General features: G+C 57.6%; 20 protein-coding genes, 1 tRNA gene and 1 pseudogene. 18 read left to right on the forward strand and 4 right to left on the reverse strand.

Features of this window, described 5'->3' with window-relative positions; genetic code table 11:
• Positions 1-39: 39 nt before the first annotated feature.
• From ALP8811_RS13920 to ALP8811_RS14005, 18 genes and pseudogenes are all read left to right on the forward strand, one after another.
• A complete protein-coding gene (locus tag ALP8811_RS13920) occupies positions 40-582 on the forward strand; it encodes a VOC family protein (RefSeq protein WP_108857867.1) in 543 nt (180 codons plus the stop codon).
• Positions 583-629: 47 nt separating this feature from the next.
• Positions 630-1,955 (forward strand): annotated as a pseudogene (gene hmgA, locus ALP8811_RS13925) (homogentisate 1,2-dioxygenase).
• A complete protein-coding gene (maiA, locus tag ALP8811_RS13930; RefSeq protein WP_108857868.1) occupies positions 1,955-2,593 on the forward strand; it encodes a maleylacetoacetate isomerase in 639 nt (212 codons plus the stop codon). The pseudogene hmgA and the gene maiA overlap by 1 nt, the downstream one beginning before the upstream one ends.
• Before the next feature lie 7 nt (positions 2,594-2,600).
• On the forward strand, positions 2,601-3,860 hold the full coding sequence (fahA, locus tag ALP8811_RS13935; protein ID WP_108857869.1) for a fumarylacetoacetase: 1,260 nt from the start codon (positions 2,601-2,603) through the stop codon (positions 3,858-3,860).
• A 396-nt stretch (positions 3,861-4,256) separates the two neighbouring features.
• Complete coding sequence (locus tag ALP8811_RS13940) at positions 4,257-5,924, forward strand: FAD-dependent monooxygenase (RefSeq protein ID WP_108857870.1); 1,668 nt, start codon at positions 4,257-4,259, stop codon at positions 5,922-5,924.
• Entirely contained in the window at positions 5,924-6,112 is a 189-nt protein-coding gene (locus ALP8811_RS13945) for a DUF2783 domain-containing protein (RefSeq protein WP_108857871.1), read from the forward strand. Before ALP8811_RS13940 ends, ALP8811_RS13945 begins: the two co-directional genes overlap by 1 nt.
• Positions 6,099-6,908, forward strand: coding sequence for a helix-turn-helix transcriptional regulator (locus ALP8811_RS13950; protein WP_108857872.1), 810 nt, complete (start codon positions 6,099-6,101; stop codon positions 6,906-6,908). The genes ALP8811_RS13945 and ALP8811_RS13950 overlap by 14 nt, the downstream gene beginning before the upstream one ends.
• Before the next feature lie 91 nt (positions 6,909-6,999).
• Positions 7,000-8,235, forward strand: coding sequence for a multidrug effflux MFS transporter (locus ALP8811_RS13955; RefSeq protein ID WP_146184032.1), 1,236 nt, complete (start codon positions 7,000-7,002; stop codon positions 8,233-8,235).
• Between the two features lie 112 nt (positions 8,236-8,347).
• On the forward strand, positions 8,348-8,851 hold the full coding sequence (locus ALP8811_RS13960; RefSeq protein ID WP_219928735.1) for a LysE family translocator: 504 nt from the start codon (positions 8,348-8,350) through the stop codon (positions 8,849-8,851).
• A 180-nt stretch (positions 8,852-9,031) separates the two neighbouring features.
• Positions 9,032-9,105 (forward strand) — tRNA-Gly (locus ALP8811_RS13965).
• A 382-nt stretch (positions 9,106-9,487) separates the two neighbouring features.
• Positions 9,488-10,048, forward strand: coding sequence for a dTDP-4-dehydrorhamnose 3,5-epimerase (rfbC, locus tag ALP8811_RS13970; RefSeq protein ID WP_108857874.1), 561 nt, complete (start codon positions 9,488-9,490; stop codon positions 10,046-10,048).
• Positions 10,045-11,085, forward strand: a complete 1,041-nt coding sequence (gene rfbB, locus ALP8811_RS13975) for a dTDP-glucose 4,6-dehydratase (protein ID WP_108857875.1) — start codon at positions 10,045-10,047, stop codon at positions 11,083-11,085. Before rfbC ends, rfbB begins: the two co-directional genes overlap by 4 nt.
• A complete protein-coding gene (gene rfbD, locus ALP8811_RS13980; protein ID WP_108857876.1) occupies positions 11,082-11,936 on the forward strand; it encodes a dTDP-4-dehydrorhamnose reductase in 855 nt (284 codons plus the stop codon). Before rfbB ends, rfbD begins: the two co-directional genes overlap by 4 nt.
• Positions 11,933-12,829, forward strand: coding sequence for a glucose-1-phosphate thymidylyltransferase RfbA (gene rfbA, locus ALP8811_RS13985; protein ID WP_108857877.1), 897 nt, complete (start codon positions 11,933-11,935; stop codon positions 12,827-12,829). The genes rfbD and rfbA overlap by 4 nt, the downstream gene beginning before the upstream one ends.
• 1 nt (position 12,830) lies before the next feature.
• Positions 12,831-14,771, forward strand: a complete 1,941-nt coding sequence (locus ALP8811_RS13990; RefSeq protein WP_108857878.1) for a glycosyltransferase family 2 protein — start codon at positions 12,831-12,833, stop codon at positions 14,769-14,771.
• On the forward strand, positions 14,768-15,880 hold the full coding sequence (locus ALP8811_RS13995; RefSeq protein ID WP_108857879.1) for a glycosyltransferase family 61 protein: 1,113 nt from the start codon (positions 14,768-14,770) through the stop codon (positions 15,878-15,880). The genes ALP8811_RS13990 and ALP8811_RS13995 overlap by 4 nt, the downstream gene beginning before the upstream one ends.
• 54 nt (positions 15,881-15,934) lie before the next feature.
• On the forward strand, positions 15,935-17,743 hold the full coding sequence (locus ALP8811_RS14000) for a tetratricopeptide repeat protein (protein WP_108857880.1): 1,809 nt from the start codon (positions 15,935-15,937) through the stop codon (positions 17,741-17,743).
• Between the two features lie 99 nt (positions 17,744-17,842).
• Positions 17,843-19,186: a GSCFA domain-containing protein gene (locus ALP8811_RS14005; RefSeq protein ID WP_108857881.1), complete on the forward strand. Its 1,344-nt coding sequence runs from the start codon at positions 17,843-17,845 to the stop codon at positions 19,184-19,186.
• A gap of 25 nt (positions 19,187-19,211) precedes the next feature.
• Here the strand turns inward: ALP8811_RS14005 and ALP8811_RS14010 are convergent, their stop codons facing one another.
• The 4 genes from ALP8811_RS14010 to ALP8811_RS14025 are packed head-to-tail and all read right to left on the reverse strand — an operon-like array spanning position 19,212 to position 21,818.
• Positions 19,212-19,403 carry a Trm112 family protein gene (locus ALP8811_RS14010; protein WP_108857882.1) on the reverse strand — a complete coding sequence of 64 codons (192 nt, stop codon included), beginning with the start codon at positions 19,401-19,403 and terminating at the stop codon, positions 19,212-19,214.
• Positions 19,400-20,044, reverse strand: a complete 645-nt coding sequence (locus ALP8811_RS14015) for an LON peptidase substrate-binding domain-containing protein (protein WP_108857883.1) — start codon at positions 20,042-20,044, stop codon at positions 19,400-19,402. The genes ALP8811_RS14010 and ALP8811_RS14015 overlap by 4 nt, the downstream gene beginning before the upstream one ends.
• A gap of 27 nt (positions 20,045-20,071) precedes the next feature.
• The gene (gene trxA / locus ALP8811_RS14020) at positions 20,072-20,974 is read right to left on the reverse strand and encodes a thioredoxin (RefSeq protein WP_108857884.1); all 903 of its coding nucleotides are present in this window, start codon (positions 20,972-20,974) and stop codon (positions 20,072-20,074) included.
• 55 nt (positions 20,975-21,029) lie between these two features.
• Entirely contained in the window at positions 21,030-21,818 is a 789-nt protein-coding gene (locus ALP8811_RS14025) for an exodeoxyribonuclease III (RefSeq protein WP_108857885.1), read from the reverse strand.
• Between the last annotated feature and the right edge of the window lie 156 nt (positions 21,819-21,974).

Here is a 21,974-nt window from a genome sequence, read left to right on the forward strand (position 1 = left end):
TTTGGACCCCGTCCACCCCTTGCAAGAAAGGAATACGACTTGAAGATCGAACAAATCCACCACGTGGCCTACCGCTGTAAAGACGCCAAAGAGACCGTCGAATGGTACGGCGAAATGCTGAACATGGATTTCATCCTGGCAATCGCCGAAGATCATGTCCCTTCGACACATGAACCTGACCCTTACATGCATCTGTTCCTGGATGCAGGAAACGGCAACGTATTGGCATTCTTTGAACTGCCCACCAAACCTGAGATGGGTCGTGACCCAAACACACCAATCTGGGTTCAGCATATCGCGTTTAAGGTTAAGGATCGTGACACTCTTGTTGAGTTCAAAGAGCACTTGGAAACTAAGGGCGTCGAAGTCTTAGGTGTGACCGATCACTCTATCTTCCATTCTATCTACTTCTTTGACCCTAACGGCCACCGTATTGAACTCGCATGCCCTGATCCTGAAGAGGAAGCGATGCTTGAGCGTATGGATTCAGTGAAGTGGGATATGCTGAATGAATGGTCGGTGACGAAACGCGCACCAAAGCATGCTGATTGGCTTCACGCCAAAGAGCTGGGCAAGACCTGAATGCAAGCCGGAGCACAGTTATGAACAAGCACAGCCCCTCGCGCGAGATGACGCGCGCGGTGTCAGTCGTTGGCACCGAGACCCATTACATGCCCGGTTGGGCGAATGATTTCGAAACCGAGGCGCTGCCCGGTGCGCTGCCGCAAGGCATGAACAGCCCGCAGAAATGCGAATATGGCCTGTATGGCGAGCAGCTGTCCGGCACTGCCTTCACAGCCAATCCGCCCGAGCGCACATGGTGCTATCGCATCCGCCCGTCGGTGAAGCACTCGGCGCGTTACACGAAGATTGACGTCCCTTACTGGAAATCTGCGCCCTGCGTGGATCCGGATGTGATTTCGCTGGGCCAGTATCGCTGGGATCCCGTGCCCACCGCCGAAGGTCTGAACTGGATCACCGGCATGCGGACCATGACCACGGCGGGCGACGTGAACACCCAAGTCGGCATGGCAACCCACGTCTACTTGGTCACCGAGTCTATGGTGGATGATTATTTCTTCTCGGCCGACAGCGAGCTGCTGGTCGTGCCGCAGGAAGGTAAGCTGCGCTTCTATACGGAACTGGGTGTCATCGACCTTGCGCCGCAGGAAATCGGCATCATCCCCCGTGGCCTTGTCTATCGCGTTGAGCTTCTGGAAGGCCCCGCGCGCGGCTTCGTCTGTGAAAACTACGGCCAGAAATTCGAGCTTCCGGGCCGCGGGCCGATTGGCGCGAACTGCATGGCCAATCCGCGTGACTTCAAAGCCCCTGTTGCTGCGTTTGAAGACCGCGAAGTGCCGTCGACCATCACCATCAAATGGTGTGGCCAGTTCCACAAGACCGAGATCGGCCAGTCGCCCTTGGACGTCGTCGCATGGCACGGCAATTACGCGCCGTACAAGTACGACCTGACAACCTATTGCCCGGTTGGCGCGATCCTGTTTGACCACCCGGACCCCTCGATCTTCACCGTGCTGACGGCACCTTCGGGCCAGCCGGGCACCGCGAATATCGACTTCGTTCTGTTCCGCGAGCGTTGGATGGTGGCCGAAAACACCTTCCGTCCGCCGTGGTATCACAAGAACATCATGTCCGAACTGATGGGCAACATCTATGGCCAGTATGACGCCAAGCCGCAGGGCTTTGTCCCCGGTGGTGTGTCCTTGCACAACATGATGCTGCCGCACGGTCCGGATCGTGATGCCTTCGAGGGTGCCTCGAACTAGAACCTAGGGCCCGAGAAGTTGGACAACACCATGTCCTTCATGTTCGAGACCCGCTTCCCGCAGCACCTGACCGCGTTTGCGGCGAATGAAGCGCCGCTTCAGGACGAGTATATCGACTGCTGGGAGAGCCTTGAGAAGAAGTTCGACGGGACGCCGGGTAAAAAGTGATGACGCTTTACGGATACTGGCGGTCCACTGCGGCCTATCGCGTGCGCATTGCGCTGAACCTCAAGGGGCTCAAAGCAGAGCATGTGTCTGTCCATCTTGTGAAAGATGGCGGACAGCAGCACGCGTCGGATTATGTGGCCAAGAACCCGACCCATCTGGTGCCCTCGCTGGAATTGGAGGACGGCACCGTCCTGACCCAGTCGCTGGCGATCATCGACTATCTTGAGGCCGTGCAGCCCGAGCCTGCCTTGCTGCCCGCAGATCCAGTCAAACGTGCTAAGGTGATGGCCGCCGCGCATGTCATCGCGATGGATATTCATCCGGTGAACAACCTGCGCGTGGCCAAGCATCTGGGCGACACGTTCGGTGCGGATGCCGAGGCGAAGCGCCAATGGATGGTCCACTGGATGGACACGGGCTTTGCCGCCCTTGAACAGATGGTCGACAAGGGCACCAAGTTTGCCTTTGGCGACACGCCGACGCTGGCAGACATTTGCCTTGTCGCACAGTACTATAACGCACGGCGCTGGGGGGTGGATCTGACCGCCTATCCGCGTCTGACCGAAATCGAAGAAACCTGTCTGGCCCTGCCCGCCTTCGCCGATGCGCGACCCGAGGCACAGGCCGACGCCGAGTGAGGATCACATGAGCCAACTGAAAAAGTCGTGGGTGGACAGCGCGAACTCTGCCGAGACCCCCTTTCCCCTGAATAACCTGCCCTATGGCGTGTTCTCGACCGCCGACACCGAGCCGCGCTGTGGTGTGGCCATCGGGGATATGATCCTTGATATGCAGGCCGCTGAAGAAGCTGGCCTGATTGAGATCGGTGACGAACCCGTCTTCGACGTTCCTTTCTGGAACGAGCTGATGGAGCTGGGATCGGACGCATGGTCCGCACTGCGCGCCCGTCTTGGACAACTGCTGGGCGAAGGCTCGACCGAGCGTGACGCCGTTGAGCCTCTGCTGGTTGCTCAAGCCGACGCGGAACTGCACATGCCGTTCCTTGTGTCGGAATACACCGACTTCTATGCCGGTCGTCAGCACGCTGCCAACATGGGCGCGATCCTGCGTGGCTCGCCCGATCTGCCCGCCAACTGGCTGCACATCCCGATCGGTTATAACGGCCGTGCGTCCTCCGTCGTGATCTCGGGTACGCCCATCCACCGCCCGAACGGTCAACGCAAAGCGCCTGACGCCGAGATGCCCAGCTTTGGTCCCTCGATGCGTCTGGATATCGAACTGGAAATGGGGGCCATCGTTGGCAAACCCTCCGAGTTCGGTCAGCCGATCACCGTAGATGAAGCCGACGACATGATCTTTGGCTACGTGCTGCTGAATGACTGGTCCGCCCGTGACATCCAAGGCTGGGAATACCAGCCGCTTGGTCCGTTCCAGGGTAAAGCCTTCGGCACGTCAATCAGCCCGTGGATCGTGACTGCCGCTGCGCTGGAAGAGTTCCGCGCCCCGACGCCGGAACGCGAGAAAGAACTGCTGCCCTATCTGGATGGCTCCAAGGACGGTCTTTATGACATCGAGCTTCAGGTGCTGATGCAGCCCGAAGGCGGCGACACAACGTCGGTGGTTGGTGAAACCAACTACACCCGCATGTATTACTCGGCCGCTGAACAGTTGTGCCACCACGCCATCGGCGGCTGCGCGATGAATGTGGGCGACCTTTTGGGGTCCGGCACCATCTCGGGTCCGACGAAGACCGAATACGGATCGCTGATGGAAATGAGCTGGGCGGGGCGCGAGCCCTTCACGCTCGACACCGGCGAAACCCGCACCTTTATCGAGGACGGCGACACGCTGACCCTGCGCGGTGCTGCCAAGGGTGACGGTTTCCAGATCGGCTTTGGCGATTGCGTCGGACAGATCCTGCCTGCCGTCAGCTGGCCCAAGTAAGGTACCCCGCGCATGACGCAATACGTTGGATATATCGCCATGAGCCTTGATGGCTACATCGCTACCCCAGACGGTGAACTCCGTGAAGTTCACTGTCTGCGCTTTGCTGACTGTTGCGTATGACGCGGTGAAACTAACCTTTGCGGCCGACGCAAGAAGCAGTAAAGACGGGCTACCGCCATTCCTGCCGATGGTGTAATCGGCCCAAAGCTGCCACAGAGCAACCCAACAACAAAGAGCCGGTTCACGAACATAAGCTGCCTTTCACTCTGACAGCGTAACAATACCTTCCCTTACCAACTGATTTCGGCCTGTCCACCCTTATGAGGGACAGTCACAGCGCGTCTTTTTCCTCATCTTGATCACTAACAAATCATCTATCGGAAGGAATGCGCTTTGAGACCTACAGGAAAGGGTGAATTTGAATCACTATACTTCGACTACCCCTCATTCACGGCTCCCGACAGGGAACATGTCCTGGCGCAAAACAGGTTCACGGTCGCCATTGTGGGTGCCGGCCCAGTGGGCATGTTTGCCGCTTTAACGATGGCGCGGTTTGGCATTCCTTCGGTTCTGTTCGACAACAAGGATACGTTCAACGACGGCAGCCGCGCGATCTGCATTCAGCGCAGCAGCTATCAGGCACTTGAGCGTGCCGGAGCGGTGGCATCCTTTCTCGACAAACCTTATGGCTGGACCAAGGGGCGCACGTTCTATCGCGGCCAGCAGATTCTCGAATTCGAGATGCCGCATTCGGACAGCGACAAGTACCTGCCGATGTACAACATCCAGCAGCAATATATCGAGCAATACCTGTGGGATGCGGTCGAAGCATCAGAATTGATCGAAACCCGCTGGTGCAGCGAAGTGACGGGTATCGAAGACACCGAAGGCGGGGTGCGGCTGAGTGTCCGGGATACGAATGGCGAATATACTTGTGATGCAGAGTGGGTCATGGCTGCCGACGGTGCCCGCAGCCCGATCCGCGGAATGCGCGGGCTTCGCCTCAAGGGCGACAATTTCCCCGGCCGTTATGTCATTGCCGATGTGCAAATGGATCATGACTATCCCACCATTCGCCGGGCCCTGTTCGACAGCAAGTCAAATCCTGACAAAACGATCCTGATTCACCGGCAGCCCGACAATATTTGGCGCATTGACTACCAGCTGCCCGAGGGGCAGACCGAAGAAGAGGCGATCCGAGAAGACAACATCCGCGCAAACGTTTCCCGTATCCTGAATGATATCGGCCATGAGGGCGCCTGGGAGTTGGAATGGTGGAGCATCTATGCGGCCAATACACTGGCGCTTGATGATTACCGCGATGGCCGGGTGATTTTCATCGGGGACAGCGCTCATATTGTTCCGATTTTCGGCGTGCGGGGGCTCAATAACGGGCTGGCCGATGCCGAAAATGCAGGCTGGAAACTGGCGCGTGTGGTGAAAGGTTTGAGCGACGAGACCCTTCTTGACAGCTATTCGCCTGAACGGCGCGGTGCGACGCTGGACGTCTTCGAAAATGCCAGCAAAAGCGCTCGTTTTATGACCCCGCCCACCAAGGGCTGGGCACTGATGCGTGACGCTGCTTTGTCCCTGTCGCTTAAACATGAATGGGCTGGGGAATTCGCCAATCCACGCCAGATGGTACCGTTCACCTATTCGGATGGCGGTGCGGTTCTGAAAACCACGTCTTCTGCATCAGGGCTCAAACCGGGGACAGTTTTGCCCGACGAAAAGCTTTCGGAGGGCACGTATTTGAGTGATCTTCTCGGCAACGGTTTCACACTATTGATGCTGAACGACACGCCTGCCATCGACCTTGCAGAGCTTCGCAATTCTCTAACATCTGCCGATCCGGAACTTGAACTGGTTACCGGAAGCAAAATCCGCGAACAGTTTGGAGAACAGGCACTTCTGCGGGTCATAACTCGCTTGGAAATCGTGGATGGAGCGGTTCTTTTGATCCGGCCAGACGGGTATCTCGGGGCCATTTGGGACCCCAATACAGCGAGCGAAATCGTCGCTCAGGTCAAAAAAGCATATGGCAAGAAGGAGGCCAACTGATGCCGCTCGATTTTTCCGATCTTGAAACTTTCTATGAAGAATTGGCCATAGCATTGGATGCTGTTGCTGAGAACGACCGAGAGCTGCTCCTGAGCAAGCTCAGCCTGCTTATGGCGCGGGAACTGGGGGATGGCGCACGCACGATAGAATTGATCAGCTCTGCTCGGAATAATCTTGACCAAGAATGATCTGGCCATTGCTTACCCTTTGAATGCCTTCCAGAATGTGCGCATGTCTAATAATGCGCACAGTTCCAACTCTTCCTCTTCAGACCTGTTATCGGAATTGGCTGCCTGTATGGGAAAAGTGGGCGACAGGAGTTTCAACCAAGCTTTCCTGAACCTAGTCGAAACCCAATTGGGGGCTGATCAGGTCATGGTGTTTTCCTATGGTGCCAGCAAACCGACCTGTTACCTGTCCTACAACACTCACCCGGAAAAAAACGCCAATCAGTTGGCTCAGGCGTATCTTGAAACCGGCTATGCCGATGATCCCCTGCAACCGCAGATTTCTCGGTTGGCCGGCATCAATGGGACCGATGTGTTCTCCTTGAGTACATTGGCGACAAACATGGCTCCACTTTATCGGCACCGGTTTTTTGAGCTACCGGGAATCGTCGACAAGCTGACGGTGCTGGCGCGGCGGGATACGTCCTGCCTTGGGGTGAATTTCTATCGTTTCGCTGACAGCGGTGCCTTTGCGCCAGAGCTTACAGCCAACCCGGTCCTGGATGTTCTGGGGCAGTTGGCGCTGCTGCATTATTCCGACAGTCAGCCACAAGACATGCTCAGCCCGCTTTTGTCCTTATCCGAGCGTGAACGTGAGATATGCGAGGGTATCCTGCGAGGCAAGACGACGGATGCGATTGCCTGGGAGCTTGAGGTGGCGCCCAGTACAGTAACCACCTATCGCAAACGTGCTTACATAAAGTTGGGGATCAATTCGAAACCAGCGTTGTTCACGTTGTGCGGAACGGATCGGTAAGTGCCAAGCTTGTCCCCCTTTTGGGCGGACAGTGAAATCCAGTCTTTTGCAGCATTATGCATCTCATTGTCTTTGACGTGTGGAGCACGGTGTGACGGATTCAACAAGCACGCTTACCCGAAGCGATGTACCGATGCTGGCCTTTCTCGGCGGACTCACCAGCCTGACGGCAATTGCCACAGATATTTCGTTGCCCGCGATCCCGGCGCTCGCCAGCCAATTCGCCGTAGATGTGTCCGCAACCCACGCAATCGTCAGCCTGTTCCTGCTGGGCTATGCCGTCATGCAACCTTTCTATGGGCCGCTGTCGGACAGCTATGGTCGAAAACCCGTATTGCTGTTGGGATTGATGATTTTCGCACTGGCCAGTGCGCTTTCATTGCAGGCAAGCTCGATCGAGGCCCTATATACGCTGCGGTTCCTGCAGGGAATGGGGGCCGGCTGTGGCCCGATTTTGGCGCGGGCCATTTTGAGGGATTGCTACTCGGGTGCGCGGGCGGAACGCGCTATGGCCATGGTCATGTTCGCCATGGCTTTTGGCCCCCTGATAGCACCGACGCTAGGCGGTGTTCTGGTCGCAATCTTCGGTGTTGCAGGCGTGTTCTGGGCCCTGAGCGGATTGTCCATTCTAACGCTCGCCATAACGCTCGTTTGGTTCAGGGAAACTTTTCCGGCGAGGCAGGCCGAGTCACTAAATTTCCGTGGATCCTTGCGCAGCTATGTCCTTGTCATCAGACATCCCGCTTCACGTGCCTATATGCTGTCCGGAGGGTTCATTTACGCCAGCATGCTTTGCTACATCTCGGCCTCTCCGGCAGTACTGATTGATGGCTTCGGGTTGCCGGCCGAGCAGTACGGGTACTATTTTGCCCTATCGGCTTCAGCCTTGCTATGCGGCGCACTTCTCAACGCGCGCTTGCTGAAACGGGTGCCTTTTCACATGGTCTCAGCCATGGGGCTTGCCGTTTCTCTTGTCGGCGGGGTGCTGATGCTGGTCCTGTCGATGTTACAGATACACGTACCGCTCGCCGTTGCAGGGCCCGCTGCTTGCGTGGTTTTCGGGCTCGCCATCGTGCTGCCCAACGCCACGGCGCGTGCCATGCAACCGTTTGCGGCTCGGGCGGGCACGGCCTCTGCCGCGATCGGCAGTATCCAGATCAGTCTTGGTGTCGCCGCGGGCTACGCAACCGGGATCTTCTACGACCAAACCGCCTTACCCCTGAGCATTGGCCTGTCCCTGTGTGCCGGACTGGCGGCCGTCTGCTTCCAACTTGCTCGCCAAAGCGAGGCCAGGCACCTTCAAGGAGCCAAGAATGCCAACTGTTGAAACCCTGGTCGTCTTTATATCCGCATCTGCTCTGCTGGCACTCGTCCCTGGTCCAGACAATATTTTCGTGATGACCCAATCGGCCGTGTCCGGACGTTGATCAGGATTGCTGGTGACACTTGGACTTTGCCTGGGCTTGCTTGTGCATACTCTTGCGGTAACCGTAGGCCTGGCTGCCGTGGTGCAGACCATGCCGTCGGCCTTTACCGCTTTGAAAACCATCGGCGCAGCGTATTTGGTCTATCTGGCCTGGGGCGTTCTGCGTGCAGGGCCCGGCAAACTGAGCGCCAATGGGGCACCTCTGCAGTCGATGCCCCGCCTGGTTGGCCGGGGTTTGATTATGAACCTGTCGAACCCGAAGGTTGCGATCTTCATGCTCGCGTTCCTGCCCCAATTCGTTGATCCGACACAGAGGGATGTCGAAGGACAACTTCTCGTTTTGGGGCTGGTTATAACAGATGTGACGATGATCGCGTTCGGCAGTATCGCCTTGTTGTCCAGCCTCGCCAGCGAACGCCTTTCTCAATCGCAAAGAACCCAGACTCTCCTACAAAGGTCTACAGGGATCGTGTTTCTTGGTCTCGCCGCAAATTTGATCAGTTCGGATACGCGATAGCAGCGCCTATTTGTGCGGCCGATTTGATGTGGATCACACGCGCATTGCTGACATTGGAGTGGCAGCAGCGAGAGTCCGCTTCCCGCCCGTTCAGTACATTCAATTATCCACTCTTTTGATTTCCCACGCTGGGTGCTCTTGACGCCCAGAAGCGCATGAAATATGTCCTGTTTTTAATGAGCGGGCGTTGTGTAGTGGTAAGACCTTAGCCTTCCAAGCTAATGACGCGGGTTCGATTCCCGCCGCCCGCTCCAGAAACCCCGCACATCACTGGATCTTCTGCCTACTCGGCTGAAACCAAGGCGCTATCGCTTTATTTGACGCAACCGCGACGCGGGGCGGCCCCACCCACGCCTTCAAGGTTGAAGCGGGCGAATTACAGCCTCAGAACAGCTTCGCCATGCCAGCTTTTCCTGTTGTCTGCCAAACCCAATTCGGGCCCTCAAAGAGGATGCTCAGCACCTGATCGACGCGCTTTGCGGTTGGCCCGAGATCAGGCCGTCTAAGCCATAGAAAACAGAGCCCGCCCCGCCTGTTTCGCCCATCTAAGGCCACATTTGGGCCTAAAATATCGCACCGTGACAATTTACGGCTGCCTTGCTATTTGCGAGGCAGTTTTTGTGCGGGAGTCCATTTGTGAAGATAACTGAAACCACCCTGCCCGGAGTGCTTTTGCTGGAACCCGCCCGTTTCGGGGATGACCGCGGTTTTTTCTCGGAAAGCTGGAACCGTCAGCGGATGTCCGAGAACGGCATCGATATTGATTTCGTTCAAGACAATCATTCCCTGTCCCGGCAGGTGGGTACGGTGCGTGGACTGCATTTCCAATCGCCCCCTCATGCGCAGGCCAAGCTGGTACGCTGTGGGCGTGGATCACTGTTCGATGTGGCCGTCGACATCCGCAAAGGCAGCCCGACTTATGGGCAATGGGTTGGATACGAGCTGAGCTTCGAAAATGGCCGCCAGCTTCTGGTGCCCGAGGGCTTCCTGCACGGTTTCATCACCCGCAGCCCAGACACAGAAATCGTCTATAAATGCTCGGATTACTATGCACCGGACTGTGACGGCGCCGTGCGTTGGGACAGTTGCGGCATCGACTGGGATTTCGACGGAGAGCCGCAGTTGTCGCCCAAAGATCAGGACGCCCCAGCACTGGCCGATTTTGACAGCCCCTTCACATATGGGGTCTCCGCATGAAGATCCTGATCACAGGTGGCGCTGGGTTTATCGGCTCGGCTGTGGTGCGACTGGCCGTGTCGCGCGGGCATCAGGTCGTCAATCTGGACGCGCTGACCTATGCCGGGCGACTGGAAAACGTGGCCCCCGTGGCAGACGACCCGAACTATGTGTTTGAACATGCCGACATCCGCGACCGCGCTGCGTTGGATCGGGTCTTTGCCACTCACAAACCCGATGCGGTGATGCATCTGGCCGCCGAAAGCCATGTAGACCGGTCCATCGACGGGCCGGGCGATTTTATCGAGACCAACATCACCGGTACCTACAACATGCTGGAAGCCGCACGCACCCATTGGGTGCACGAAGGCAAGCCCGAGGGCTTTCGCTTCCACCATATCTCGACCGACGAGGTCTATGGTTCGCTGGGTGAGGACGGCTTGTTCACCGAGCAGACCCCCTATGACCCCCGTTCGCCCTATTCGGCGTCCAAAGCCAGTTCCGATCATCTGGTGCGCGCGTGGTTTCATACCTACGGGCTTCCCGTGGTCCTGACCAACTGCTCGAACAATTACGGCCCCTATCACTTCCCCGAAAAGCTGATCCCGAAGGTCATTCTGAACGCGCTTCAGGGCAAAGAGATTCCGGTCTATGGCCAAGGCCTGAACGTGCGCGATTGGTTGTATGTTGAAGATCACGCCGACGCGCTGCTTCTGGCCGTCACGAAAGGCACCCCCGGCGAAAGCTACAACGTCGGTGGCGAGAACGAGCGGCGCAATATTGATCTTGTCACCACCATCTGCGCCCTTCTGGACGACATGCGCCCGGGAACTGCGCCTTACGCCGATTTGATCCGCTATGTGGAAGATCGCCCCGGCCATGATGCGCGCTATGCGATTGATCCGACCTTTATCGGAAAAACGCTGGGCTGGCGTCCGTCCGTCACCGTGGAAGAGGGACTGCGCAAGACCGTTCAGTGGTATCTGGACAATCAAGCCTGGTGGAAGCCCCTTTTGGACACCGATGGCGTCGGCACCCGTGTGGGAGTAAGCACATGACGCTTCTGGTTTTTGGCAGAACCGGGCAGGTTGCTCTGGAACTGCAAGCGCGTTCCCCTGACGCTATTTTTCTGGGTCGCGAGCAAGCGGATCTGACCGATCCTGATGCCTGTGCTGCGATGATCCACAAATACGCGCCCAGCGCCGTGATCAACGCCGCCGCCTATACCGCCGTGGACCGGGCCGAAGAAGACGAGGCCACTACACTTGCGGTGAATGGCATCGCGCCCGGCGCTATGGCGCAAGTCTGTGCAGAGTTGGGTGTTCCCTTCGTCCATATCTCGACCGACTATGTCTTTGCTGGCGACGGGGATACGCCGTGGACACCCAACGACGCGGTCTCTCCGCCCAACGCCTATGGCCGCACCAAACTGGCGGGCGAAGACCGCGTGCGTGCAGCGGGTGGAGCCTATGCTATTCTGAGGACCTCGTGGGTTGTTTCGGCACATGGCAACAACTTCGTGAAAACCATGCTGCGCCTTGGGGCCGAGCGCGACAAGCTGACCATCGTGGCCGACCAGATCGGCGGCCCAACCCCGGCCGGAGCCATTGCCGAGGCGTGTTTGTCCATCGCGGATCAGCTATGCGCCCAGCCGGACCGCGCAGGCACCTATCATTTCTCGGGCGCGCCCGACACCAGCTGGGCCGACTTCGCACGCGAGATCTTTGCCCAATCCGGCACCGAATGCGAGGTCGAAGACATTCCGACCACAGCCTTCCCAACGCCGGCAACACGCCCGCTGAACTCGCGGCTCGACTGCACGACCACCCAGCAGGTCTTTGGCATCGCCCGCCCCAAGTGGCGTGACGGGCTTTCCGCGATCCTGACTCAACTCGGAGCACGCACATGACATCCTCGATCACAGGCTCGACCACGGGACGCAAAGGGATCATTCTGGCAGGTGGCTCGGGCACACGGCTCTATCCGATCACCATCGGCATCTCGAAACAGCTTCTGCCGATCTATGACAAGCCGATGATTTATTACCCGCTGTCCGTGCTGATGCTGGCAGGCATCCGCGAGATCGCGATGATCACCACGCCACAGGATCAGGACCAGTTCAAGCGCACCCTAGGCGATGGCAGCCAATGGGGTATCTCGCTGACCTATATCACTCAGCCCTCGCCTGACGGTCTGGCACAGGCCTATCTGCTGGCCGAAGATTTTCTGGATGGTGCGCCGTCGGCCATGGTGCTGGGCGACAATATCTTTTTCGGCCACGGCCTGCCTGAACTTCTGGATCTGGCCGATCAACGCACCGATGGCGGTACTGTATTTGGCTATCACGTTGCCGATCCGGAACGCTATGGCGTGGTCAGCTTTGATGAAAACGGCGTGGCCCAGCAGATCATCGAGAAACCCGCCGTCCCGCCCTCGCGCTATGCGGTGACGGGCCTGTATTTTCTGGACGGTGACGCGCCACGTCTTGCGCGCGAGGTCCGCCCATCAGAGCGGGGCGAGCTTGAGATCACCACACTGCTTGAAATGTACTTGAACGCCGGAAAACTGGATGTGCAGCGCATGGGTCGCGGCTATGCGTGGCTGGACACCGGCACCCATGGCAGCCTTCTGGACGCAGGCAACTTTGTGCGCACGCTAGAGCGCCGTCAGGGTCTGCAAACCGGCTGCCTGGACGAGATCGCCTATCTGTCCGGCTGGATCAGCGCCGACCAACTGTCGGAACGTGCGGACACATTCGAGAAGAACGATTATGGCACCTATCTGAAGGGGCTGCTTAGCTAAGATGCCCCGACACACGCTTGTCACAGCTGCCCGCAACGAAGGGCCCTATCTGGTCGAATGGATTGCATGGCACCGGATGATCGGCTTTGACCGGATCGTGATTTTTGACGACCCTTCGCAAGACGGCTCAACCCCGTTGTTGCAGGCATTGGCTGACGCGGGCGTAATCAATCACGTCGACAATTCCGATCCAGAGGCTGCCCTAGACCACGCCACCCGCGCGTTGAACAAAGCGGTGAACCTGCCGGATGTGCAGGACGCCGACTGGGCAATGGTGCTGGATGTGGACGAGTTTTTGGTTGTTCACACCGGGGACGGCAGCCTTGAGACGCTGCTGGCCACCGCCCCGGATGCACAAGCGATCAGCCCTTGCTGGCGATTCTTCGGGGATTGCGGACAGACGGCATTTGTCGACGCCCCCGTAGCACTGCAATTCACCTGCGCCGCGTCCGATGACGCGCTGCATCAAAACCCACATCCCGGTCTGAAAACGCTGTTCCGCCCGCCCGTGGTCGAGCAACTGAAGCCGCATCGGCCAGTACTGATTGCTGACCATCAAACCGACCCGAACTTCGTCTGGTTGAACGGCTCGGGTGATCGGTTCGATACGGGCCTGCAACAAAAGGGCTGGCGTGCGCCCGCTGGTCAGGACGGTCGAGACCTGTGCGAAGTGCACCACTATAAGATCCGCAGCACGGAAAGCTTTGTTCTGCAATCGCTTGGTTCAAGCCTTCCCGGCAGCGACACCCAGAACTATGCGGCCAGCGCCTATGCCCGGTTCAACTGCAACGCCCAGCGCCGCCCGGTGATGCTGCCCTTCGCCACCCGACTGTCGGCGCAGATCGAGGCGCTGATGAACCTGCCCGGTGTGCGCACAGCGCATCAGGACTGTGTCGCGGCACATATGCAGGCGATCACCAAGATGCACGCAGAACTGAACCCTGAGAGTCCCGAGGATGCGGCGCTCTTGGCGTTTATGGCACCGCCTTCAGATCAGGCAGAAGAGTTCGCTTCGGAAGAAAGTGCCCCTGCTGTGCAGATCGACACCGCCCCGCGCTGGCTGGCTGATTTCCGCCGTAGCGATCATCGGAAAGGGTTTTATCAGTCGCTTCCCAAATGTGCGCTGCAATTCGCAGACCGGGAATCGGACGTCCTGATCGTGTCCTTCGACAACCTGTCCAGCGTCAATGACCCCGCTCTGTCGCGCGAGACTTGGGGCTATCCCTTCTATCGTGACGAAGGTTGGTCGCATCTGGGCGTGCTTGCGTTCGAACGCTATTGGTACCGCGACGACGACCTGTTTGACGCGTTCGAGAAGCTGGCCGCAGAGGGATTCTTTCAAGGCTACAAGAAAGTAGTCCTGACCGGCACCTCGATGGGGGCTTATGCCGCCACAGCCCTTGCCGATCTGGTGCCGGGCTGCACGGTATTGGCATTCTCTCCGCAATCCACGCTGGATGAAGGGCTGGTTCCATGGGAAGAGCGCTTCAACTCTGGCCGAAAACAGGATTGGTCCGGTCGCTACGCGGATGCGGCCCGACATTGCAGCCAAGCCGATCAGGTTTTTGTGGTGTATGACCCCTATTTTGAACCCGACGCCCGTCACGCCGCGCGCTATGACGGGACGAACATCACCTTTCTGAAAAGCTGGTACTCCTCGCATAAGTCCGCGCTGTTTCTGCGCCGGGCCGACATCCTGAAAACACTCGTGCGTGATGCAGCGGACGGGCAACTGACGCCCGCGCGTTACTATGCGCTTTACCGCACTCGGCGTGACCTTCCGTGGTTTCTGAACGGATTGGCCGACCGGTTACAGGCGCGAGGCCGGGATCAGCTTGCATTGCAACTGGCTGAATGGCTATCTGATCACAACCACACCGCCCTTGCGAACAAGGTGAAGCAGCGGCACCCAACAGGCAAAACGGATAAGATAAACACATGACTTTAAGTGCCCCCTCGCTGGCTGACAGCATCTCGGACAAGATTGACGTACTGGACAACGCGCTTGTCGTGCCGCCCCCTAAAGGGGACGCCAACCGATCCGTTCAGAAGTCGGGCGTTCTGGATGCTGACGGCAATTTCGTCGCCAACAGCATAACATGGCGCAACACCAACCAGATCAACCTTGAACCCCCCATGCCTGCGGCCGAAGACATCGTCGAACTAAAGGGCAGGTACATGTTCGCGGGCCCCCTGTTTGGCCATTTCGGTCACTTCCTGGTGGAAAGCATTTGTCGCTTCTGGGCTGTGGATCAACTGCGTGACAAAATTGACGGAGTGGTCTGGGTTCCCAAATTCCAGAACCGCCCACAGCACGTTCTGAACGTCTTCAAGCCTCTGTCCGAAATGCTGGGCATCGACGTTCCCCTGTTCAACATTGAAGACCCGACCCGCGTTGAAAAGCTGTACGTCCCGCAGCAGGGCTTCGGCATGTTCGACATGATCGAAGGCGCACCCGAATTCCGTGATTTTGTGAACCGCATCAGCGATCACGCTCCGGCCCCCAAAGGCCCGGAAAAAATCTATGTCTCACGCACGCAACTTCCCCCGCAACGCGGCAGTATTCTGGGCGAGAAGTTTCTGGAAGAGAAGCTTGAGGCCGAAGGCTATGTGCCTTTCCATCCGCAAAAGCACAACTTCCAAGAACAGATCGAAGCCTATCGCGCCGCACGCTACATTGTATCGACCGATTGCTCGCCTTTGCATCTGGCGGCACTTGTGGGTGACGCCGATCAAAAAGTGGCCTGCATCGCCCGGCGCGCAGGAAATCTGGACCAGTACTTTGCCCGCCAGATGAAAGCCTTCCAAGGGATCGAGACCACCACCGTCAGCGCGCTCTTGCGCAACTGGATCCCGGAATCCGACAACCGCCCCAGCCGTGTATCCTTTGGCGAGGTCGACTTCACCGTCATGTACGAGCGTCTGAAAGAGGGTGGCTTTATCGAAGATTCCACCCCGTGGCAGCACTTGGACGACGATCAGCGGAAGGAATCCTTGGCCGAGCTGGAAGTGTCGCAGAAGCAGGCCTTCAAGCCGTTCGAAAGGAAGTAATTCGACCCGCCGTGCAGACCCCAAGTGTGCAAACCTAAGCAGGAGCACCACATCGTGACCGATCCTCTTTCGACGCTCGCAATCCTGCACGGCACCGATAAGTTCGGCTATCACGACTACACGCCCAACTATTTCAAACTGCTGGCGCATCTGCGCGACAAGCCAGTGAAAATCCTCGAGATCGGCGTCGGCGGCTATGCTGACGTCGACCGAGGTGGGCAGTCCCTGAGAATGTGGCGCGACTTCTTCAAGAACGGGGAAGTCACCGGGATCGACATTCAGAAAAAGACCTTGGATTTTGGCCCTCGGGTCAAGATCCTTCAGGGCAGCCAGGTTGACCCAGATTTTCTGCACGAGGTGATCGCAGAACGCGGTCCTTTCGACATTATCATCGACGACGGATCGCACCGAAACGAACACATCGTCGAAAGCTATCACCTTCTGTTTCCAACTCTTGCGCCCGGCGGCATCTATATCGCCGAGGATGTCCAGACCTCGTTCCATCCGCGGTTTGGTGGCTCTCTGACACTGGATGAACCCAACAGCGTTGGCTTCTTCGGTATATTGATGCAGCAGCTGAACACAGACAGCGATGATCCCCTGATCCAAGACGTCGCGGGGATGGAGCGGTATCACAACATCATTGCCCTGCATAAACGTGACACGACAAGAGCGGACCGGGATGTGTTTACCTCATCTCTTTTCGAACGCTTTGAACACAAACTACCCAAGCTGATTTTCCACGGGCGTGACGATGTAGATCTGACCGCTTTGACAAAGCTGACGGGCCCCACGGCGACGGCGCAAAACGACAGTGCAGCTGACATCGCGATCTGGACCCTGTCCGAAGATGCACCTTTTGACGCCGATATCTTAGAGGCCCGCCTGTCTGACATGGGCGACAACAGCGTTCTGGTTCTGCGCAGTGATGATCCGGCACATGATTTCGATCCGAACGGAGAGGTGATGGAATATGCGATGTACCGGTTCACCTTGGTCGATCATGTCGAGATCCTTGTTCACTATCCAGAAGCCACGATAGATGCGCTTGCCCCAATGGTGTATTCGATCGAGCGCACCCATGATGCGCTGACCTTCCATAAATCACCCAACGCTTACCCATCGAATTTCGCCTACGACGCCAAGAACCCACAGGCCTCGTCCGCGTTGGATCAGATGGAGACCGTGCTTGCCGATGCCACCGACGAAGGCGGACTTGTGCAATATGCAGAGATTCTGATCCGCCACCGCTCGCGCGAGGCGGCTGCGGGTATTCTGAAGCGGCTCGAAAAGCTTGGCGCAACGTCGCGCGAATTCTATCTGATGGCAGGGGCGTTGGCCCAGCGCGAGCGGCGTCTGGATGATGCCGAGCGGTTGTTCACGACGGCGTTGCTCAAGTTCAAAAACGATCCACAGTTCAGCGTTATGTTGGCCGGGGTGAAAATCGGCAAACGACAGCTTGAAACTGCAGAAGAAATCTTACGCAATGCGCACGAGACGTCGCCAAGGGCGCGGGCCGTTATTGCTCAGTTGATTAAGGTTCTGACCCTTCGTGGGAACCTTCCCGAAGCAATTGATCTGGCTCGCAAATCCGTCACCATGTTCCCCCAGCCCGACCGCCCGGGCCGGTTCGTGCTGCTCGGCCAGTTGCTGCGGCAAGAGAACCGTCCAGACGAAGCCCGTAACGCCATTCAGAAAGCTTTGGACCTTGCCCCGGACAACCCGGATGCTCTGATCGAACTCGCCGAACAGGCGCTGATCGCCAATGATGTGCAAAGCGCCCGGCATCTTGTCGAAAAAGTACAGGCCGCACATCCGGCCAATCCTAGCCTCGCTGCCCTTCTGAAACGGATCACTGACTGATCACCACTGGGATATTTTCTGGAGTTGCTCAGTATACCTTTTCCTTAAGGTCTTGAGGTGTATAACATTCTAGATGTTTTTCAATTATTGGGTAACCGGATGACTGACCATCCCCTCGAGTCCATCCCGGGCGCAGAAGCTTTTCAAAGGATTCGGCGCAACAAACTGCGACGTTATCCCTCGCCCGAACGGGACGGGGACCGGCTTTACCCTTTGGCCTCGCCTGCCGCGAAACCGTCTTTCAGCATCCAGCAAACTGACACGATTTTCACCATCGGATCTTGCTTTGCGCGTAACGTCGAAAGCGCGCTGATCGACAACGGCCTGACCGTGACCAGCCGCGAATTGGATCTTGGACCGATTGGTGAAAGCCTCGGGTTCGCTGCGAACTTCTATAACAAGTACTCGATCCACTCGGTCCTGAATGAAATCCGTTGGGCGCTCGAGCCTGAAACCTTCCCCGGCGAAGATATCATTTATCCGGTCAACAACGGCGAAGAATACGCTGACCTGCAACTTGGCATGGCTCGGCTGAAGTATCCGCTGGACGAGATTATGGATTTCCGTCAGCGGTTTACGGGCGTCATGGGCCGTGTTCTGGACGCAGATGTGATCATCATCACGCTGGGCTATGTCGAGACTTGGTATGACAACAAGCTGGGCATCTATCTGAATGTCTCGCCCCCGCAACCCATGGTGAATGCCGAGCCCGAGCGTTTCGAATTCCGTGTGCTCAGTTTTCAGGACGTGCTTGAAGGGCTTGAAGAAATCTATGCCCTTCTGACAAAGCACCGCTCCAAGCCGCTGAAGATGCTGTTGACGGTCTCGCCAGTGCCGCTTCTGTCTACGTTCCGCGATATGGATGTGCTGGTTGCCAACGCTTATTCCAAATCCGTTCAACGCGCCGCGCTTGAACAGTTCGTGCTGAACCGCGAAGGTGTGGACTACTTTCCGTCTTACGAGTTCGTCACTCTATCCAACCCGACCGTGGCTTGGTCGCGGGGTGACTATCGCCACGTGTCACCGGATTTGGTGGCGCGGATCATGGCCAATGTCGTGCAAAGCTATATCGAAAGCCCGGCGGGTCAGGAAAAGGAAGACACACTCGAAGCGCTTCTGGCGTCGGCTCGGATGCTGGACAAGCTGGGTGACAGCGAAGACTTGTTCAAGCTTTACGACGCCAACAAAGATGTGTTCGCCAGCAGTGCTGAAGCTTTGGCCCTGTTCGGCAAGCGCTATGTTCAGGCGCGCGATTTCGAGCCCGCTTTTGAATGCTTCGAAGCTGCGTCAAAGTTGGAGCCCGCAACGCCCAATTACCTTGAGCGCCTGATCACCCTTTGCCGTCCCTTGCGGTCGCCAGATGCGGCCAAGAACCTGTTGAAAGAACACGAACACCGCTTCCCCGAGCGGCGGGACTTCCGCGATCGGATCAACTGGTTCTAAGTGGGTCTGGCGTCGACTGCTTTGGTCAGTCTTCGATCTTGCGCGCCTCATCGACCAACATCACCGGGATGCCACCACGGATCGGAAAGGCCAGATTGGCGGCTTTCGACAGCAGCTCTTGCTTATCCGCGTCATAGGTCAACTGCGTCTGCGTGACAGGGCAGACCAGTGCCTCGATCATGCGGCGGTCGAACTTGGTTTCAGCTGGGGTGGTCATTGAACTTTCTCCTCGCCCGCGCCTTTGCGCAACGCAAATTCCATAAGAGTTACCAGAGTCTCACGGCGCGTTGGCAGCGAGGGGGCCTCTAGCAGAGCCTGCTTATCCTCGGCCGCAAAGGGGCACAACATGGATAGGGCATTGATCAACAACTCGTCCTCGGCCTCTTCAAGGCTTTCCCAATCGGTCTGCAATTCCTGCAGATTGAAATAGCGGGTCAGCAGCGCCAGAAACGTCTCGCGGTTCAGGGCGGTGTCATGCTCGGCTTTGCCAAGGTCACGGTTGAAACTGTCCCAGCCCATCTGCGCTTTCAGATAGGGCATGAAGCCTGATTCCACCTGTCCCAGACGGAAGCGGGACACACCGGTCAACGTGATCATATAGCGCCCGTCATCGGTTTCCGTGAACGAGGTAATCCGCCCCGCGCACCCGATGCTGTGCAGCCGTGTATCCTCGCCGCATTCCTCGCCAATGGGTTGGATCATACCAAGCAACCGCTGGGGTGTTTTCAGCACATCGTCGACCATCGCAAGATAGCGCGGTTCGAACACATGCAGGGGAAGCCGGCCACGGGGCAAAAGCAGCGCGCCCGGCAAAGGGAAGATCGGAAGAGTATCCGGCAAGTCAGCTGATGAGATCATGACACCAGTCTAGCGCGACTTTTCCATTCACACAAAGATCATCGACGACAGCTTGCGACGGCCGGTCAACGCGATCGGATCCTTGGCGTCCAGAGCATCGAAAATGGTGAACAGCTGCTGCTTGGCGGCCGCGTCATTCCAGTCTCTATCCCTGCGGAAAAGCTCCAACAGCTCATCCACAGCACCCTGCACATCACCGTCTGCATTCATCGCAATCGCCAGATCAAAACGCGACTGATGGTCGTCGGGGTTGGCGTCGACAGCCGCACGCAACTCGGCCAGGGGACCCGCGTTTTCGGCTTGGCGGGCCAGTTCGATCTGGGCGCGGACAGCCTCGATTTCAGGCGCTTCCGAGATTTCGGCAGGGGCGCCATTCAGGGTTGCCTCGGCATCATCCGCGTTGTCCACGGCCAGATGTGTGCGGGCCAGACCGGCATAGGCTGCGGCCGAGTTTTGATCTTCCTCAAGGATCGCAGCATAGGTTTGGGCAGCGTCCTGAACTTCGCCCGCTTCCAGCATTTCGTCAGCGGCGGCAATGGCATCCGCCAGCCCGCCGTCGCCCGCCAATTCGGCGACGCGTTCCACGAAAGCTTTGATTTCGCTGGGGGGGACCGCACCTTGGAAACCATCCACAGGCTGCCCCTGAAAGAAAGCATAGACGGTCGGGATCGACTGCACGCGCATCTGGCCTGCGATCGCCTGATTTTCATCGACATTCACCTTGGCCATGCGCACCTTGCCGCCTGCCTCGGTTACGGCAGCTTCCAAAGCGGGGCCAAGCGTCTTGCACGGGCCGCACCACGGCGCCCAGAAATCGACGATCACCGGCGCCTCTTGCGAGGCTTCGATCACGTCCTGCATGAAGGTTGCTTCACCCACATCTTTGATCAGTTCCACGCCCGCAGACGCGCCGTCCAGTCCGAATTCCATGGCTTTGGCTCCGTTTAATAGATTTACCGTTTATATGGCGTGGGTCAGGCAGGTTTTAAAGGTCGAATGTCGCGAATACCGGCGCGTGATCCGACGGCTTTTCCCAGCCGCGCGCATCGCGTACCACCCGCGAGCCGTGACCCGCGTTCGAGATATCGGACGTAGCCCAGACGTGATCCAGACGGCGACCTTTGTCGGCGACATCCCAATCACGGGCACGATAGGACCACCAGCTGTAAAGCTGTCCTTCCGGGATATCCTGACGGGTGATGTCGACCCAGCCAGCAGCGTCCTGTACGTCGCCCAGCGCCTCGACCTCGATCGGTGTGTGGCTGACCACTTTCAGAAGCTTCTTGTGCGACCAGACGTCATCTTCGCGCGGAGCGATGTTCAAATCGCCCACAAGAATAGATTTCGACGGTTTTTCGCGCCGGAAATGATCGCGCATGTCGGAAAGATAATCGAGCTTCTGACCAAACTTCTCGTTCACTTCACGATCCGGCACATCGCCGCCCGCAGGAACATAGAAGTTGTGAACCGTCACACCGTTTTCCAGCTGCCCTGCGATATGACGGGCGTGGCCCAGCTCTGCGAAGTCGAAGCTCTCAGCCTCGACCATCGGGATGCGCGACAGGATCGCAACGCCGTTATAGCCCTTCTGCCCGCGCGCAACCATGTGGGTGTAGCCCAGCGCCGCGAAGCCCTCTAGGGGGATCTTCTCGACCGGGCTTTTACACTCCTGAAGACACAGCACATCAGGCGCTTCTTCTTCCAAAAGCTTCAGCACAATCGGCTCGCGCAGACGGACCGAGTTGATGTTCCAGGTAGCAAGGGTAAAGCTCATCGGGCGTCTTCCTGTTAATGCGGGTTGTAGATCGCTTGAGCCATAAGACTTGCCAGAAAAACAAAGCTGGCACCATTCAGAAATTATTTGCACCTTTGGAATAGAAAAGAGCACCAAGTGTATTGGAACACTGGCGCTCTAACATCATGGTAAAAA

It is taken from the genome of Aliiroseovarius pelagivivens (genome assembly GCF_900302485.1).
Classification (GTDB): Bacteria; Pseudomonadota; Alphaproteobacteria; order Rhodobacterales; family Rhodobacteraceae; genus Aliiroseovarius; species Aliiroseovarius pelagivivens.

Coding starts and splice junctions, on each gene's coding strand:
- rfbB (WP_108857875.1), top strand. CDS start 10,045: ATGAAGATCCTGATCACAGGTGGCGCTGGGTTTATCGGCTCGGCTGTG.
- ALP8811_RS13990 (WP_108857878.1), top strand. CDS start 12,831: ATGCCCCGACACACGCTTGTCACAGCTGCCCGCAACGAAGGGCCCTAT.
- ALP8811_RS13995 (WP_108857879.1), top strand. CDS start 14,768: ATGACTTTAAGTGCCCCCTCGCTGGCTGACAGCATCTCGGACAAGATT.
- trxA (WP_108857884.1), bottom strand. CDS start 20,974: ATGGAATTCGGACTGGACGGCGCGTCTGCGGGCGTGGAACTGATCAAA.
- rfbA (WP_108857877.1), top strand. CDS start 11,933: ATGACATCCTCGATCACAGGCTCGACCACGGGACGCAAAGGGATCATT.
- ALP8811_RS14010 (WP_108857882.1), bottom strand. CDS start 19,403: ATGACCACCCCAGCTGAAACCAAGTTCGACCGCCGCATGATCGAGGCA.
- rfbD (WP_108857876.1), top strand. CDS start 11,082: ATGACGCTTCTGGTTTTTGGCAGAACCGGGCAGGTTGCTCTGGAACTG.
- ALP8811_RS14025 (WP_108857885.1), bottom strand. CDS start 21,818: ATGAGCTTTACCCTTGCTACCTGGAACATCAACTCGGTCCGTCTGCGC.
- ALP8811_RS13945 (WP_108857871.1), top strand. CDS start 5,924: ATGCCGCTCGATTTTTCCGATCTTGAAACTTTCTATGAAGAATTGGCC.
- ALP8811_RS14005 (WP_108857881.1), top strand. CDS start 17,843: ATGACTGACCATCCCCTCGAGTCCATCCCGGGCGCAGAAGCTTTTCAA.
- fahA (WP_108857869.1), top strand. CDS start 2,601: ATGAGCCAACTGAAAAAGTCGTGGGTGGACAGCGCGAACTCTGCCGAG.
- maiA (WP_108857868.1), top strand. CDS start 1,955: ATGACGCTTTACGGATACTGGCGGTCCACTGCGGCCTATCGCGTGCGC.
- ALP8811_RS14015 (WP_108857883.1), bottom strand. CDS start 20,044: ATGATCTCATCAGCTGACTTGCCGGATACTCTTCCGATCTTCCCTTTG.